Consider the following 14,565-nt stretch of genomic DNA (forward strand, 5'->3'; position numbering starts at 1 on the left):
AAACGGCTGCAAAGCGGCACGGCATGGCGAGGCGCCTGACGCTTCGCGGGCGCACCGCGCCGCCTGCCGACAAAACGTCATTGCTTCTGCTGCTGCGTCTGCTGCATGCGCGCCGTGAGCCCTTCGACGACGTCCGGCTCCTTGTAGGTCTTGGCGAAATCGAGCGCGGTCATGCCGATCTGGTTTTTCACCGACAGGTCCGCGCCGTTGTCGAGCAGCAGCTTGACGGTGGAAACGTGGCCGCCGCGCGCGGCCATCATCAGCGGCGTGGTGCCGTTCGGCGAGCCCGCGTCGACGTAGGCCGAGTGGTCGAGCAGCACCTTGACGATGTCGTCGTGGCCGTTCGCGGCCGCGTAGTGCAGCGGCGCCCAGCCCTTCTTGTTGACCTCGGCGCCCTTCGCGATCAGCAGATTCACGAAGTTCAGGTCGCCGACCAGCGACGCCATCATCAGCGCGTTTTCGCCGGCCTTGTCCTGAATCTCGATATCGGTCTTTGGATTCGCAAGCAACGCGGCCGCGACCTTGTCGGATTTCTCGCGCGCGGCGATCACGAGCAGCGGGATGCCCTGATTGTCGACGCTGTTCGGGTCCATGCCCTTCGCGAGCAGCTTGTTGACGCCGTCGACGTCGTCGAACTTGACCGACTTGATCAGCGAGTCGATCGGCGCCGCATGCGCGGGCACCGCGACGAGCGCCGCGCACGCGAGCGCGGCGGCGCACGCGAGACGGCGCGCCGGCGCGAGAGCCCGGGCGGCCGACCCGGCGGACAGCGGTTGGAAATCAGCGGACGACGTCGAAATATTTTTCATATGGTACTTTAGGAAATCTTCCTATCCCTTTGATGTTACGCGGCTTTGTGGATCAGATTCCGGCCGGTGCGGCGAGTCCGAACAGTCTGAAGAAGTTTTGCGTGGTGGCGGCGGCCAGCGCCTCGTCCGGCATCTCGCGTTGCTGCGCGATGAAGCGTCCGACATAACTGACGTACGCAGGTTCATTCGGTTTGCCGCGATATGGCACCGGCGCCAGGTACGGCGAGTCGGTTTCGATCAGCAGACGGTCGAGCGGCACGCGGCGCGCGACGTCCTGCACATCGGTCGCGCTCTTGAACGTGACGATGCCCGACAGCGAAATGTAAAAATTCTGCGCGAGCGCCTGCTCGGCGATGGCCCACGGTTCGGTGAAGCAATGCATGACGCCGCCCGGCACGCCGGCGCGCTCCTCGGCCATGATGCGCAACGTATCTTCCGACGCCGAGCGGGTGTGGATGATCAGCGGCTTGCTGGTCGCGTGCGCGGCGCGGATGTGTGTGCGAAAGCGCTCGCGCTGCCACTCCATGTCGGCGATCGAGCGGCCTTCGAGGCGGTAGTAATCGAGCCCGGTTTCGCCGATCGCGACGACCTTCGGGTGCCCGGCCAGTTCAACCAGCTCGGCTACGCTCGGCTCGCGCATGTGCTCGTGATCGGGATGCACGCCGACCGACGCGTACACGTTGTCATAGCGGCTGGCGATGTCCAGTACCGACGGCAGCGTTTCAAGATCCACCGACACGCACAACGCGTGCGAGACCGAATGGCTGCGCATGTTTTCGAGCACTTGCGGCAGACGGTCCGCGAGTCCTTCGAAGTTGATGTGGCAGTGTGAATCGACAAACATGGTCAGGTCCTGCGAAAAAGGGGCTTGCGGCTGGGCGATGGCGTGGCCGGGGCCGCTTGGGACAGCTCAGGTGGCGCTGCTTGCGCAGCGTGCTCAACCGGCGTGCGCAAGACGCTTGCCAAGAATCACCAGATCGCGCTCGGCGCCATCCAGCACCGCGACGCGCGGTAACGTGCCCCATGCATCGAAGCCGAAGCCGCGGAACAGCCGCACGCTCGCTTCATTGTGACCGAACACGAAGCCGAGCACCGTATCGATGCCAAGACCCGGTGCCGCGTCGAGCGACGCCGCCAGCAGTTGCTTGCCGAGTCCCTGGCCGCGCGCGCTTTCGTCGAGATAGATGCTGACTTCGGCGGTGCGCTGATAAGCCGGCCGGCCATAAAAATCGGAAAAGCTGAGCCACGCGATCACGCGGCCCGCCTGCTTCGGATCTTCGACCACCCACAGCGGCCGCTTCTGCGGGCTGTGCGCATGAAACCACCCATGCCGGCTCTCGACGCTGACCGGCTCGAGGTCCGCGGTGACCTGGCGCGACGGGATCGTCGAATTGTAGATGGCGACGATCGCGGGCAGATCGTCGAGCGTGGCGTCGCGGTAGGAAAGGCTCATGGCGGTTGGCTTGAATGAAAAAAAGACGGAAGGCTGTCCGGCTGCGGGCTCACGCAAACAGCGCGCGATAGCCGATGAACAGTTCCTCGAACACGAGCCGCGCGTTCAACGGATGGTTCTCGACCGCGCGCTGGCGCGTGACGGTGCGCAGAAAACGCGCGAATGCATTGGCGTCGGCCTGGGTGGCGCAGCGGGTGAGCGCGGCCGACGCCTGCGGGAAATAGCGCGGCGCGCCGGCGGTGCGCTGCGCGAGCAGATCGTACATCCACCGCTGCAGCCAGCCGAGCACGAGCGGCACTGGGAGCTTCTGCAGCGCCTCGCCGCACGCGAATGCGTCGCACCCGGCGCCGGCCGCGAGCTGCTTGAGCGTCCAGTCGCGCAGCGGACGGTTTTCGTCGCTGGCGAGCGCGAGCGCGGCGAGCGGCGCGCCACCCGCTTCGGCGAGCAGCGCGCAGGCGTCGTCAACGCCTTGCGCGGCCAGCCACTGCGCGGCGGTGTCCGGCGCGGGCACGCTCATCGGCCACTGACGGCAGCGGCTAATGATGGTCGGCAGCAAACGGTCGACGCGCGCCGACACCATCAGGAACACGACGCCCGCGGGCGGCTCTTCCAGCGTCTTCAGCAACGCGTTGGCGGCCGCGACGTTGAGCGCCTCGGCCGGATACAGCACGACGACGCGCGCGCCGCCGCGATGCGAACCGATGCCGACGAAGTCGAGCAGACCGCGGATCTGTTCGATCTTGATTTCCTTGCTCGGCGTGCGGGTCTTCTTGCCTTCGTCGCCATCGGCTTTTTCGGCCTTGTCGTCGGCGCCGTTCGCGGCGTTCGCGAGGCCGGCTTCGGCGGCGAGTGCCTCCGGCACGACGATGCGGTAGTCGGGATGATTGCCCTGCGCGAACCAGTTGCAGGCCACGCACGCGCCGCACGGCTCGCCGTTCGGTTGCGGCGCCTCGCACAGCAGACCCTGCGCGAGGTGCTGCGCGAAACGCAGCTTGCCGATGCCCGCCTGGCCGTGCAGCAACAATGCGTGCGGCCAGTGGCCGTGCAGCTGCTGCAGGCGATTCCAGTCATCGGCTTGCCACGGATAGATCATCGTTTGTCTTTTTGAATCAATCGGTTGTAGGCGCTACTTCAGATGTCGAGTGAACGTTGCACGAAATTATAAGAAGCGGTTATATCTATTTCGAATCAGAGGGTTGCAATCAACTCCTCAAGCTGCTTCTGAATTCGAACGATGCTCTGCGAAGAGTCGATGATAGCGAATCGATATGGCGCTTCTTCGGCGCGGCGCATGTATTCGGCGCGCGTGCGCTCGAAAAACGCCGCCGACTCGCTCTCGAAACGATCCGGATTGCGCACCGCGCTGCGCCGCTCGTTGGCGACGGCGGGCGGCAAATCGAACAGCACGGTCAAATCCGGCTGGAAACCGCCCTGCACCCAGCGCTCGAGCGTCTCCAGCTTGTCGCGCGGCAAGCCGCGGCCGCCGCCCTGGTAGGCGAAAGTGGCATCGGTAAAACGGTCGGACAGCACCCAGTCGCCGCGCGCGAGCGCCGGCTCGATCACCTCGGCCAGATGCTGACGGCGCAGCGCGAACATCAACAGCGCCTCGGTTTCGAGATCCATCTTCTGATGCAGCACGATATCGCGGATCTGCTCACCGAGCGGCGTGCCGCCCGGCTCGCGTGTCATCACGACCGAGCGGCCGCTCGGCGCGAGCTTCGCCTCGAGCCGTTCGCGGAACCAGCCCAGATGGGTGGTCTTGCCCGCGCCGTCGATGCCTTCAAACGTAATGAATTTGCCGCGCGCCATCATTGCCCTCGAATGTATTTGTCCACGGCCTTGTTGTGTTCGCCGAGGGTGTCAGAAAAGATGCTGCTGCCGTCGCCGCGCGACACGAAGTACAGCGCGTTGCTTTGCGCCGGGTTCATCGCCGCCTGCAGCGACGCGACGCTCGGCAGCGAGATCGGCGTCGGCGGTAGGCCCATCCGCGTGTAGGTATTGTATGGAGTGTCGGTCTGCAGGTCTTTCTTCCTGATGTGGCCTGCGTAGCTGTCGCCCATTCCGTAGATCACGGTCGGGTCGGTCTGTAACGGCATGCCGGCGCGCAGACGGTTGGCGAACACCGCGGCGACGAGCGCCCGGTCGGACGCCTTGCCGGTTTCCTTTTCGACGATCGACGCCATCGTCAGCGCGTCGTACGGGGACTTGTACGGCAGGTTCGGCGCGCGCGAGAGCCACGCCTCGTCGAGACGCACGCGCATCAGACGGTAAGCGCGGCGATAGATGTCGAGGTCGCTGGTGCCCTTGTCGAACAGGTAGGTATCCGGGAAAAACAGCCCTTCGCCGTTGCCGATCGACGCCTCGGGCGCGCCGATTGCGCTCATCAGATCGGCGTCGCTCATGCCGAGCGTGTCGTGCTTCAGCGCGGGATTGGCGTCGAGTTCAGCGCGCATATGTTTGAAGGTCCAGCCTTCGATGACCGTCGCCACATATTCGTTGACGTCGCCGCGCGCGATTTTCTGCAGCACCTCGTAGGGCGTGATGCCGCTCTTGAACTCGTAATTGCCGGACTTCAGCTCGCTTTGCAGCCCGAGCAACCGCGTCATCGCGATGAACAGCTCGGGCTCGACCGGCACGCCGCCGCGATTGAGCTGCAGCGCGACGCTGCGCAGGCTGCTGTGCGGCTTGACGGTGACGTCGAGTTGCGCCGGGGTCAATTCGAGTGGGCGGGTGGCCCAGTAGTATCCAGCGGCGATGGCCGCCGCGGCCAGCACAACGACGAGCGCGCCGGCGACGAAACATTTCTTCAGAAGGGACACGACAGGAAAGAATTAGCGTTTAGATGGCAACGAACTGATTTTTAACGGGAAAGTCTTGCGTCGGTCAACATTGAGACTGTGCCGTTTTGCAGCCCTTTCGGCCTTTTGCGACCTGTATTGTATAGATGCGGGCACCAGATGGTCACGGCCGGAAAAAACAATATGAAATCCGCTGGCGTCGGTCTGATGCTACTCGAGGCGTACGCTGTCGCAACATAGGTCAGAGTTCCAAAGGTTCGACAATTCCCGACCAAACGCCTTTTCGGCTCCTGCCGCTTTTGACCGTTATTGACAGTTTCAAACGGATGGTTCAGGGGCGACCTGCACGCCGGCAATTGGGAGACTCCACGCCCCGTTCCGAGATGGATGAGGCTGAGTGTTTCGCGGACTACCATTCAGACATGGAGCAGTGTCAGGTGGCCCGAGCAATGTATCAAGATCCACGCACCTATGCGCTCTGCACACAGCGAGCATTCGATAAATTCCAGGCATGCAAGGGATATTGAGATGACTAAACCGGATCGGGCTAGCGTCATTTTTTATGACGCCGATACTCAGCAGTTAAAGATGTGCACAGTTTCACGGGTTCACGTGCAAGCGGCGATTGATCGAGCGCTGGCAATCACTATCCCACCGGATGCTCCGGAAAATTCAATGTTGCCAGTGACAGACGAGGACGCTCGGAAGCTTGGAGGAATGGCGATTCTGATTCAGGCAATCGCGCATCCCGAATTGCGCGAACGGCTGAAAATCACGACTGAGCAGCCGATGGACTGGGCACCGGCCAAGCCGCCCACGGAATGACAGTGGCTCGTCCGCCTTACTCAGTGGCCCCGCCGCAGCCACCCCGGCGGCGGCTCGTCTGTGACCGCGGCAGCGGACAGCAGATCCGGCACGTCGGGTGCCCGCCCATCTTGCGCCGGACCCTCTGGCAGAACACCCCAACATGGTCACAACATGGGCACAGCCGCAGGGTGATAACGTGCAATCCCCTGCTGCGCCAGGCTCTCGGAAAGCCTTCATTCGCCAGGGACTTGCGAAACGCGACAGGGCTGGACTGAATATAATGACTGTTTGCCTTAGCCAAAGTCAGAATTGACTGTTCCCGGAATCCATGAACACACCGCTCGTGAACGCCTCAGGTAACGCTTCCGGTCTCACTCCCGCCGCGGCGGCGCCCGCCGCCCTGCCCATCCTGCCGCGCCCGTCGGCCGAAGAATTCACCGCCGTGCTCGAGCATGGCGCGTACATGCCGCTGCCGCAGTTCGGCGTGATCGACACGACCGGCGACGACGCGGCGAGCTTCCTGCACGCCCAGTTGACCAACGACGTCCAGCATCTCGACGCCGCGAACGCGCGCCTCTGCGGCTACTGCTCGGCCAAGGGCCGGCTGCTCGCGTCGCTCCTCAGCTGGCGCAGCGGCGATACGATCCGCCTGCTGGTATCGAAAGACGTGCAGGCCGCGGTGCAAAAGCGGTTGTCGATGTTCGTGCTGCGCGCCAAGGCCAAGCTCGCCGACGCGAGCGGCGAGCTCGCGGTGGTCGGCCTCGCGGGCGACGTGCGCGGCGCGCTGTCCGGCGTGTTCGACGCGCTGCCCGACGGTGTGCACGTGCAGGTCGACGGCACAGCGGGCACGCTGATCCGCGTGCCCGATGCGTTGGAGCGGCTGCGCTATCTGTGGATCGGCCCGAAAGCGCAGATCGAAGCGCTGCTGCCGTCGCTCGACGGCAGGCTAAAGCGCGTGTCGCCGGCCGTGTGGGACTGGCTCGACATCCGCGCGGGGGAGCCGCGCATCACGCAGCCGGTCGTCGAGCAGTTCGTGCCGCAAATGGTCAACTTCGACGTGCTCGGCGCGGTCAACTTCCGCAAGGGCTGCTATCCGGGTCAGGAAGTAGTCGCGCGCAGCCAGTATCGCGGCACGATCAAGCGGCGCACGTCGCTCGCCAACGTCGCCGGCGAGCTGGACACGGTGCGGCCCGGCACCGAGCTGTTCCACTCGGACGATCCGGGCCAGCCGTGCGGGATGATCGTCAACGCGGCATCGGCGCAAGGCGGCGGCGTCGATCTGCTGGTCGAGACCAAGCTCACGGCGCTCGACAGCGGCAGCGTACATGTCGGCGCGGCCGACGGCCCCGCGCTGCGCTTCCTGACGCTGCCTTACGGGCTGCCGGCCGAAGTCTGATCGTTGGAGAGGGTAAAAAGCGGCGCAATCGGGCGCCGTTTTTTATTGACTGCTTTATTCTCGTCTGTTTTTTGCCGCTTTCGTTTGCCGCCTGCGTCGCTGCATCTGGCGGCCGCCCCATGCTCTGAACGGGAGATGCTCCCCGATGTGCCTGATCGTTTTCGACTGGCGACCTGATGCGCTCGATGGTCCGCTGTTCACGCTCGCCGCGAATCGCGACGAGTTCTTCCGCCGCACGGCCGAGCCGATCGGCTGGTGGCGCGACGCGCCGGAGGTGCTGGGGGGCCGCGACCTCGTGGGCGGCGGCACGTGGCTCGGGTTATCGCGCGACGGCCGCTTCGCCGCGCTGACCAATTACCGCGCGCCGGGCGAAATGCGCGCCGATGCGCCGACCCGCGGCACGCTCGTCAGCGACTGGCTCACGAGCGCCGCGCGCGACGCCGACGGCAATCCACACGAGACGCCGCTCGCGTATCTGCGGCACGTCGCGCAAAAAGGCGACATCTACAACGGCTTCAATCTGCTGGTCGGCGACTGGACGCGTCGCGAGCTCGCGTGGTACTGCAATCGCGGCGCCGTCGACGCAAACAGCGGCCCCGCGCTGCTCGCGCCGGGCACGCACGGCATCTCGAACGCGGTGCTCGATACCGCGTGGCCGAAGCTGGTCAAAAAGCGCGGCGAGCTCGGCGCGCTGCTCGCGCGCGATCCGATGCCGCCGCTCGAACGCCTGATCGATCTGATGCGCGATCCGCGGCTCGCGCGCGACGACGAATTGCCGTCGACCGGTATTCCGCTCGAACGCGAACGCGTGCTGTCGGCGGCGTTCATCGAATCGCCGGACTATGGCACGCGCAGCACCACCGCGCTGCGCGTCGCCGCCTATGGCGACGTGATCGGCGTCGCGGTCGCCGAGCGCAGCGACGACAACGGCTCGCACCGGATCGTGCGGCCCGGCGATTTCGAACGCAGCTTCGCGTTCAATGTCGAGCGCGACCGGATGAGCGTGGCGTGATCGTTTGAGCACCGCCTGGCCGGCGCATTCGCTGCCGGCCGCTCATCGCTTCGCGATCACCGCCCTCACCCGATGCCGAATGCCGCGCGCAACGCCGCCGCGGCGTCCGCATGCGCCTGCGCGACTTCGGGCACGAAGCCGCCCATCTTGAAGAACTCGTGGATCATGCCGGCGTAGCGTTTGAGCGTGACCGGATTGCCGAGCGCACGCAGTTTCTCCGCATACGCATCGCCCTCGTCGCTGAGCGGATCGTATTCGGCGGTCGCGATCCACGCGGGCGCGACGCCGCGAAAATCCGGCGCACCGCGCTCGCCGTCGAGCGGCGCGAAACGCCAGTCGTCGCGATCGCCGCTATCTCGCACGTAGTGCTCGAAGAACCACTGGATCGTGTCGCCCGACAGCAGGAAGCCGTCGACGAGGCGCGAGTGCGAGTCGGTCTGCTGATGGCTGCTCGTGCCCGGATAAATCAGCAATTGCAGCGCGAGCGCGAGGCCGGCGTCGCGCGCGAGCACCGCGCAAACCGTCGCGAGCGTGCCGCCCGCGCTATCGCCGCCCACCGCGAGCCGCGTGCCGTCGATGCCGAATTCGGCCGCGTGCGCGTGCAGCCAGCTGAGGGCGTCGAAGGCGTCGTCGACAGCGGTCGGAAACTTGTGCTCGGGCGCGAGCCGGTAATCGACCGACAGCACCGCGCACTGGCCGTCGCGCGCGAACATCCGGCACAGCGCATCGTGCGTATCGACGCTGCCGACCGTAAAGCCGCCGCCGTGGTAGTACACGAACGCCGGCAGCGGCTCGGCCCAGCCCGGCTCGACCGGGAAGTAGAAGCGCGCGCGGATCGTCGCGCCGTCGCGCGTCGGCACGCGCAGATCTTCGACGGAGAACATCGGCGCGCTCGCGATCTCGAGGATCGGCGCGCTTTTCTCGTACGACGCGCGCGCCGCTTGCGCGCTCATCTGGTGGTACTGCGGGCGTTTGGCCCGCGCGATCATGTCGAGCACCTGCTCGATCGTGGGATTCAGCGGCATGGTTTTGGCAACGTGGTGCGCGTCGCGCATCGGGCGGCGCGCAGTGCGTGCGCCAATTATTGTCAGGAGCCGGCGCACCGGCCGCGCAGCCGGCTGCTACTGCGCGTTCTTCACCTCGGGCTTCAGCGACATCGGATCGGACGGCTCGCGCAACTGCTCGATGTCCTCGTGACGCAGCTTCACGGTCGCCATGATGCCCGGATGCGTGATGATATAGAAACGCCGCGCGGCGATCGCCTCGAACGCGATGTCGGCGACATCGTCGGCGGTGAGCTTGCCCGACTGCACCGCGCGCTGCAACTGCTTGCCGGCCGCGATCTGCGAGCGCGTCGGCCGGTCCGCGTTGCGCAACTCGTCGGGACGCGCGCGCTCGGCCTCCGCGATGCCGGTCGGCACGAAGGCGGGACACAGCAGCGAACAGCCGACCTCGCCGCCCGTGCCGGCCTGCGCGAGCTTCAGGTCGTGATACAGCGTCTCGGTCAGCGCCACCACCGCATGCTTCGACGCGTTGTAGATGCCCATTGCCGGCGGCGCCAGCAGCCCCGCCACCGACGCCGTATTGACGATATGCGCGGGCTCCTTCTGCGCGAGCATGATCGGCGCGAACGCGCGCACGCCGTGCGCGACACCCATCACGTTGACGCCGAACACCCACGACCAGTCGTTCGCCGAGCTTTCCCACAGGAAGCCGCCGGTGCCGACGCCCGCGTTGTTGAACAGCACGTGGACCTTGCCGAACGCGGCGAGCGCCGCCTGCGCGAGCGCCTCGACCTGCGCGGCGTTCGATACGTCGGTCGGCACGCCGATCGCCTCGGCGCCGGTTTCGCGCAAGGCGTCGACGGTTTGCGCGAGCTGGTCGGCGTTGACGTCCGCGAGTACGAGCTTCATGCCGAGCGCCGCGCCCTTGTGCGCGAACGCGCGGCCAAAGCCGCTGCCCGCGCCGGTGATCACCGCCACCTTGCCCGCGAATTCGAACATCCTGTGACTCCCTGGTTGAGCGGCGGCTTGCCGTTGCATGATGACGTCGCGCTCAGATCAGCCTGACCAGTTGCTTGCCGAAGTTACGGCCCTTCAGCAAGCCGATGAATGCCTCGGGCGCGGCTTCGAGCCCTTGCGCGATCGTCTCGCGATAGTGCAGCTTCTTCTGCGCGACGAGCGTGCCGAGCTGCTTGAGCGCCTCGGGCCACACGTCCATGTGTTCGCTGACGATGAAGCCCTGCACGAGCAGCCGCTGCGTCAGCATCAGCGACGGATGCTTGAGCGGCAGCGGCTGGCCGTCATAGCCCGCGATGAAGCCGCACAATGCGATGCGCCCGAACGCGTTCATGCGCGCGAGCGTCGCGTCGAGCACCTCGCCGCCGACGTTCTCGAAGTAGCCGTCGACACCGTCGGGCGTGACGGCCTTCAGGTCCTGGTACAGGTTACCGGCCTTGTAGTCGACGCACGCGTCGAAGCCGAGCGTCTCGACCACATAGCGGCACTTGTCCGCGCCGCCCGCGATGCCGACCGCGCGCGCGCCCGCCGCCTTCGCGAGCTGACCGACCACGCTGCCCACCGCGCCGCTCGCCGCGCTGACGACCACCGTCTCGCCGGCCTTCGGCGCGATGATGCGGTTCAGCCCGTACCATGCGGTGACGCCCGGCATGCCGACCGGCCCGAGATACGCCGACAGCGGCACATGCGTGTCGTCGACCTTCTGCATGCCCGTGCCATTGGAGGTGCCGTACTCCTGCCAGCCGAACATCGCGACGACCTTGTCGCCGACCGCGAACTTCGGATTCCTCGTCTCGACGACCTCGCCGACCGTGCCGCCGATCATCACTTCGTTCAGCGGCTGCGGCGCCGCGTATGACTTGCTGTCGTTCATGCGTCCGCGCATATACGGATCGAGCGACAGATAGTGGTTGCGCACCCGTACTTCGCCGTCGGCGAGCGGCGCGAGCGGCGTTTCGACGAGCTTGAAGTTATCGGGCGTGGCTTCGCCTTGGGGGCGCGAAACCAGCAGCAATTGGCGATTGATCTGGGCCATGCGGTCGTCTCCTTGGGTTGTTGGGTGCTCAGTCGCTCGGACCGGGCTTCGCCGCCGGGTCGCTGCGCAGACGCTGCCGCGTGACGTCGCGGCCCACCGCGAGGCGGCGCATGTATTTGAAGGTGCCGAGCGCTTTCGCGACGAAGTGGCCTTCGCTGTCGCGGATCTCGCCTTCGCAATAGGCCATCGTCGTCGAGCGATGCAGCACGCGGCCGGTCGCGCGCAACTCGCCGCGTCCCGGCTGCATGAAGTTGACCTTCATCTCGACGGTGACGACGCCGACGCCGTCGCCGGCGAGACTGCGCGCGGCCATCGCGAGCGCGACGTCGGCGAGCGTCATCGTGACGCCGCCATGCGCGACGTCCCACGTGTTCATATGATCGCGTTGCAACGGCAGCACGACTTCGCTGACGCCGTCGGCGGCCGACAATAACTGTGCGCCGAGACGGTCGATGAAGGGACTTTCGGGCAACGATGCATGGCCCGTTCTGGATGAGGTGGATGGATCGGTCATGGCTCAGATATCAGATTTCGTAGCCGACGGCGCGTGTCGAGCGTACGGCGGGAAATGATACCCGCTATCGCGTTGGCGCATGAGCTGCCATCCGTGCCGCGAGGCGCCCGAGTCTGCGCACCGCTTCGTCGGTCAGATCCAGATCCGCACTCGGACAGCTGAGCCGAATGAAGTGATCGAAACGCCCGGCGTTCGAAAATACCGTGCCCGGCATGATGCGAATACCGTCATGCAACGCGGCGTCGAATAAAGCCGACGACGATACGTGACGCGGCAATTCGATCCAGAAAAACATCCCGCCGCGCGGCGGCGTGAACCGCGTGCCGTCGGGAAACGATGCCGCCACCGCCGCGGCCATCCGCTCGCGCCGCAGCTGCAAGCTCTCGCGCAATCGCCGCAAATGGCGCTCGTATGCGCTCGTCTCCAGGAACCCGGCGAGCACGACTTGCGACAACTGCTCGTTGTGGCGCGACTGCGCGAACTTCAGCATACCGATGCGCGGATGCCACCGGCCACCGTTGATCCAGCCGACGCGCATGCCAGGTGCCAGTGTCTTGTTGAACGATGTGCAATGGATCACGGTGCCATCGGTGTCCCACGCCTTCAGCGAGCGGGGCGGCGGCGCGGCATCGACGAGTTCGCGGTAGGGATCGTCCTCGATCAGCGCGATGCCGGCGCGCGCGCACAGTTCGACGAGGCTCGCCTTGTGCGCGTCGGGCATCACGCTGCCGAGCGGGTTTTGCAGATTCGGCACCACCACGACCGCCTTGATGTCGGGATGCGTGTGCAGCGCGAACGCCAGCGCCTCGATCGCGAGGCCGGTGCTCGGGCTGGTCGGAATTTCGAGCGCGCGCAGGCCGAGACTTTCGAGCGCCTGCAGCAAACCGAAGAAGCACGGCGATTCGACCGCGACTGTGTCGCCCGGCTGCGTCACCGCGCGCAACGCGAGGTTCATCGCTTCGACGCCGCCGTGCGTCATGATGATGTCGTCCGCGCCGATCTGGCTGCCGGCCTCGAGTGCGCGCCGGGCGATGATCGCGCGCAACGCCGGATCACCCTGATCGGGCCCGACGGCGGTCAGCAAGGTGGGCCGCCGACGCAACGCGCGCACCGCGGCCTTTTGCAACGCATCGGTCGGATAGAGATCGGGCGACGCGGTCGCGCCGCCGAGATTCAGCGCGTGCGGATAGCGCTGAAATTTCGACACGAGCGCCGAAATCTCCGAGTGAATGCCGACGAACTGCGCGGCGGCGCCGGGCTGCATCGCGAGATCGGGCTCGGCGGCGCAGGGCAACGCAGCCGTCGGCGGCACGCGCACGAAATAGCCGGCGCGCGGCCGCGCGTCGATCAGCGCGGCGCGTTCCAGTTCGCGATAGCTCTCGGTCGCCGTCGCGAGGCTCACGCCGTGGCGCTGCATGAACGCGCGCATCGACGGCATGCGGTCGCCCGGGCGCAGCGCGCCGTTGCCGATCGCGCGGCGGTATTGGTCGGCCAGTTGCCGGTAAAGCGGCTGGCGCTCGGCTGGCCGGTCCGTCGAGGGACCTTGCGGTGTGAAGAGGGGTTCGCTCATGAACCGATGGTGCGGATAGTCCGCGCGCGGCAACAGATACACATCGACGTGATTCGGACCGATACAGCGTGACGAAACGCACCACTGTACCGGTTCAGATTGTCGACAGCTGCGCCTGTTTTCATCCGGACGGATTCCCTAAGCTGTGTGACACGAAGACGGTTTAAAGGAATCGGTCATGCCTGTGCGTCCATACCACGATCGCTTGTTACCCGGTGCCGAACTGGATTGCACCGCGGCGTCGCATCTTGCCGCCGGTCAGATGGCCCTGCACGACTTGCGCGCGCGCAGTTCGATCATCGCGGTCGAAGGTGCATTGCAACTCGTCTTCCGCGATCATTCGCTGGCCTGGCTCGGCAACGACGCCCCGCTCACGTCGCTCACGTTGCACGAAGGCGAGCGGTTTGTGACCTCGCAACGTGGCGTCGTGTCGATCCGCGCGACGCAGGCCGATCGCGCTGCATTCATCGTGCTGCCTGCACACGCTGAACACAGCGCACGCGGTTTCGTTCTGCAAGCCGCTCGGCGTCTCGCTTGCGTCGTACGCACACGGTGGCGGCGCGCCGCCTGAAACGTCGCTGCGCGCGCCACGTGGCCCGTTACAATGCATGACCAACCCGCTTCGTTCGAGGTGCAGGTCATGTCATTCTTTCGCGCGCTGCTGCCGGGCCTGGTCTCACGGGTGTGGCGCCTGTTCGCCGCCGGCGTCGCTGTCACGCTGACACTCGCTGGCTGCGCGGGCCTGTTCGGTGCCGACCCGTTGCGCGTCAATGTGGCGGGCATCGAGCCGATCGCTGGCCAGGGCATGGAGATGCGCTTCAACGTCAAGCTGCGCGTGCAGAATCCCAACGACTCCGCGGTCAGCTTCAACGGCGTGTCGCTCGATCTGGAACTGAACGGCAAGCCGTTCGCCACCGGCGTCAGCGACCAGAGCGGCACCGTGCCGCGCTTCGGTGAAACCGTCGTCACCGTGCCGCTGACCGTGCCGGCTTTCGCCGCGGTTCGTCAAGCCTTTGCGCTAGCCGGCGCCGCGCAGTCGGGACAGGTTCCGTACGTTCTGCGCGGCAAGCTCGCGGGTGGCGTGACCGGTACGACGCGATTCACCGATCAGGGGACGCTGAGCCTGCCGTCGTCGGACACGGGCTGGTAATG

At 65.9% G+C, this 14,565-nt stretch carries 16 protein-coding genes; 5 read left to right on the forward strand and 11 right to left on the reverse strand.

What is annotated here, in order from left to right; all coding sequences use genetic code 11:
• Window positions 1-77: 77 nt before the first annotated feature.
• The 6 genes from OKW35_RS37225 to mltG form a co-directional block, all read right to left on the reverse strand.
• Window positions 78-809: an ankyrin repeat domain-containing protein gene (locus OKW35_RS37225; protein ID WP_090804793.1), complete on the reverse strand. Its 732-nt coding sequence runs from the start codon at window positions 807-809 to the stop codon at window positions 78-80.
• A 52-nt stretch (window positions 810-861) separates the two neighbouring features.
• A complete protein-coding gene (locus tag OKW35_RS37230) occupies window positions 862-1,653 on the reverse strand; it encodes a TatD family hydrolase (protein WP_429355513.1) in 792 nt (263 codons plus the stop codon).
• 93 nt (window positions 1,654-1,746) lie between these two features.
• Window positions 1,747-2,262: an N-acetyltransferase family protein gene (locus OKW35_RS37235; protein ID WP_429554680.1), complete on the reverse strand. Its 516-nt coding sequence runs from the start codon at window positions 2,260-2,262 to the stop codon at window positions 1,747-1,749.
• Window positions 2,263-2,311: 49 nt separating this feature from the next.
• Window positions 2,312-3,355, reverse strand: a complete 1,044-nt coding sequence (locus tag OKW35_RS37240) for a DNA polymerase III subunit delta' (protein WP_429554681.1) — start codon at window positions 3,353-3,355, stop codon at window positions 2,312-2,314.
• A 95-nt stretch (window positions 3,356-3,450) separates the two neighbouring features.
• Entirely contained in the window at window positions 3,451-4,071 is a 621-nt protein-coding gene (tmk, locus tag OKW35_RS37245) for a dTMP kinase (RefSeq protein ID WP_090804781.1), read from the reverse strand.
• The gene (gene mltG, locus OKW35_RS37250) at window positions 4,071-5,081 is read right to left on the reverse strand and encodes an endolytic transglycosylase MltG (protein WP_184063529.1); all 1,011 of its coding nucleotides are present in this window, start codon (window positions 5,079-5,081) and stop codon (window positions 4,071-4,073) included. Before mltG ends, tmk begins: the two co-directional genes overlap by 1 nt.
• 507 nt (window positions 5,082-5,588) lie before the next feature.
• Between mltG and OKW35_RS37255 the strand changes: the two genes are divergently transcribed.
• The 3 genes from OKW35_RS37255 (at window position 5,589) to OKW35_RS37265 (ending at window position 8,275) form a co-directional block, all read left to right on the forward strand.
• Window positions 5,589-5,885 (forward strand): hypothetical protein, encoded by a 297-nt coding sequence (locus tag OKW35_RS37255; RefSeq protein ID WP_090804775.1) that lies wholly within the window; start codon window positions 5,589-5,591, stop codon window positions 5,883-5,885.
• 310 nt (window positions 5,886-6,195) lie between these two features.
• Window positions 6,196-7,263 carry a YgfZ/GcvT domain-containing protein gene (locus OKW35_RS37260; RefSeq protein WP_184065075.1) on the forward strand — a complete coding sequence of 356 codons (1,068 nt, stop codon included), beginning with the start codon at window positions 6,196-6,198 and terminating at the stop codon, window positions 7,261-7,263.
• Window positions 7,264-7,408: 145 nt separating this feature from the next.
• A complete protein-coding gene (locus OKW35_RS37265) occupies window positions 7,409-8,275 on the forward strand; it encodes an NRDE family protein (protein ID WP_429355511.1) in 867 nt (288 codons plus the stop codon).
• A 65-nt stretch (window positions 8,276-8,340) separates the two neighbouring features.
• On the opposite strand, the gene OKW35_RS37270 is transcribed toward OKW35_RS37265, so the two are convergent.
• The 5 genes from OKW35_RS37270 to OKW35_RS37290 all read right to left on the reverse strand — a co-directional run bounded on the left by OKW35_RS37270 (window position 8,341) and on the right by OKW35_RS37290 (window position 13,413).
• Entirely contained in the window at window positions 8,341-9,300 is a 960-nt protein-coding gene (locus OKW35_RS37270; protein ID WP_429554682.1) for an alpha/beta hydrolase, read from the reverse strand.
• 96 nt (window positions 9,301-9,396) lie between these two features.
• Window positions 9,397-10,278: an SDR family oxidoreductase gene (locus OKW35_RS37275; protein ID WP_429355509.1), complete on the reverse strand. Its 882-nt coding sequence runs from the start codon at window positions 10,276-10,278 to the stop codon at window positions 9,397-9,399.
• A gap of 52 nt (window positions 10,279-10,330) precedes the next feature.
• The gene (locus OKW35_RS37280; protein WP_429554683.1) at window positions 10,331-11,329 is read right to left on the reverse strand and encodes an NADP-dependent oxidoreductase; all 999 of its coding nucleotides are present in this window, start codon (window positions 11,327-11,329) and stop codon (window positions 10,331-10,333) included.
• Window positions 11,330-11,357: 28 nt separating this feature from the next.
• Window positions 11,358-11,843, reverse strand: coding sequence for a PaaI family thioesterase (locus OKW35_RS37285; RefSeq protein ID WP_026225390.1), 486 nt, complete (start codon window positions 11,841-11,843; stop codon window positions 11,358-11,360).
• Between the two features lie 64 nt (window positions 11,844-11,907).
• Entirely contained in the window at window positions 11,908-13,413 is a 1,506-nt protein-coding gene (locus OKW35_RS37290) for a PLP-dependent aminotransferase family protein (protein WP_429554684.1), read from the reverse strand.
• Window positions 13,414-13,591: 178 nt separating this feature from the next.
• Here OKW35_RS37290 and OKW35_RS37295 point away from each other — a divergent pair, with 178 nt between their 5' ends.
• Entirely contained in the window at window positions 13,592-13,984 is a 393-nt protein-coding gene (locus OKW35_RS37295) for a hypothetical protein (protein ID WP_429554685.1), read from the forward strand.
• Between the two features lie 69 nt (window positions 13,985-14,053).
• Window positions 14,054-14,563: an LEA type 2 family protein gene (locus OKW35_RS37300; RefSeq protein ID WP_429406005.1), complete on the forward strand. Its 510-nt coding sequence runs from the start codon at window positions 14,054-14,056 to the stop codon at window positions 14,561-14,563.
• Window positions 14,564-14,565: the final 2 nt, after the last annotated feature.

The sequence above is a fragment of the Paraburkholderia sp. MM5477-R1 genome (assembly GCF_050436385.1).
GTDB lineage: Bacteria > Pseudomonadota > Gammaproteobacteria > Burkholderiales > Burkholderiaceae > Paraburkholderia > Paraburkholderia tuberum.

What these genes read in the sequence shown, in the direction of transcription:
- OKW35_RS37295 (WP_429554685.1), top strand. Translation starts at nt 13,592, where the DNA reads ATGCCTGTGCGTCCATACCACGATCGCTTGTTACCCGGTGCCGAACTG.
- OKW35_RS37275 (WP_429355509.1), bottom strand. Translation starts at nt 10,278, where the DNA reads ATGTTCGAATTCGCGGGCAAGGTGGCGGTGATCACCGGCGCGGGCAGC.
- OKW35_RS37280 (WP_429554683.1), bottom strand. Translation starts at nt 11,329, where the DNA reads ATGGCCCAGATCAATCGCCAATTGCTGCTGGTTTCGCGCCCCCAAGGC.
- OKW35_RS37230 (WP_429355513.1), bottom strand. Translation starts at nt 1,653, where the DNA reads ATGTTTGTCGATTCACACTGCCACATCAACTTCGAAGGACTCGCGGAC.
- OKW35_RS37270 (WP_429554682.1), bottom strand. Translation starts at nt 9,300, where the DNA reads ATGCCGCTGAATCCCACGATCGAGCAGGTGCTCGACATGATCGCGCGG.
- OKW35_RS37265 (WP_429355511.1), top strand. Translation starts at nt 7,409, where the DNA reads ATGTGCCTGATCGTTTTCGACTGGCGACCTGATGCGCTCGATGGTCCG.
- OKW35_RS37240 (WP_429554681.1), bottom strand. Translation starts at nt 3,355, where the DNA reads ATGATCTATCCGTGGCAAGCCGATGACTGGAATCGCCTGCAGCAGCTG.
- OKW35_RS37235 (WP_429554680.1), bottom strand. Translation starts at nt 2,262, where the DNA reads ATGAGCCTTTCCTACCGCGACGCCACGCTCGACGATCTGCCCGCGATC.
- OKW35_RS37300 (WP_429406005.1), top strand. Translation starts at nt 14,054, where the DNA reads ATGTCATTCTTTCGCGCGCTGCTGCCGGGCCTGGTCTCACGGGTGTGG.
- OKW35_RS37255 (WP_090804775.1), top strand. Translation starts at nt 5,589, where the DNA reads ATGACTAAACCGGATCGGGCTAGCGTCATTTTTTATGACGCCGATACT.
- OKW35_RS37225 (WP_090804793.1), bottom strand. Translation starts at nt 809, where the DNA reads ATGAAAAATATTTCGACGTCGTCCGCTGATTTCCAACCGCTGTCCGCC.
- OKW35_RS37290 (WP_429554684.1), bottom strand. Translation starts at nt 13,413, where the DNA reads ATGAGCGAACCCCTCTTCACACCGCAAGGTCCCTCGACGGACCGGCCA.
- tmk (WP_090804781.1), bottom strand. Translation starts at nt 4,071, where the DNA reads ATGGCGCGCGGCAAATTCATTACGTTTGAAGGCATCGACGGCGCGGGC.
- OKW35_RS37285 (WP_026225390.1), bottom strand. Translation starts at nt 11,843, where the DNA reads ATGACCGATCCATCCACCTCATCCAGAACGGGCCATGCATCGTTGCCC.
- OKW35_RS37260 (WP_184065075.1), top strand. Translation starts at nt 6,196, where the DNA reads ATGAACACACCGCTCGTGAACGCCTCAGGTAACGCTTCCGGTCTCACT.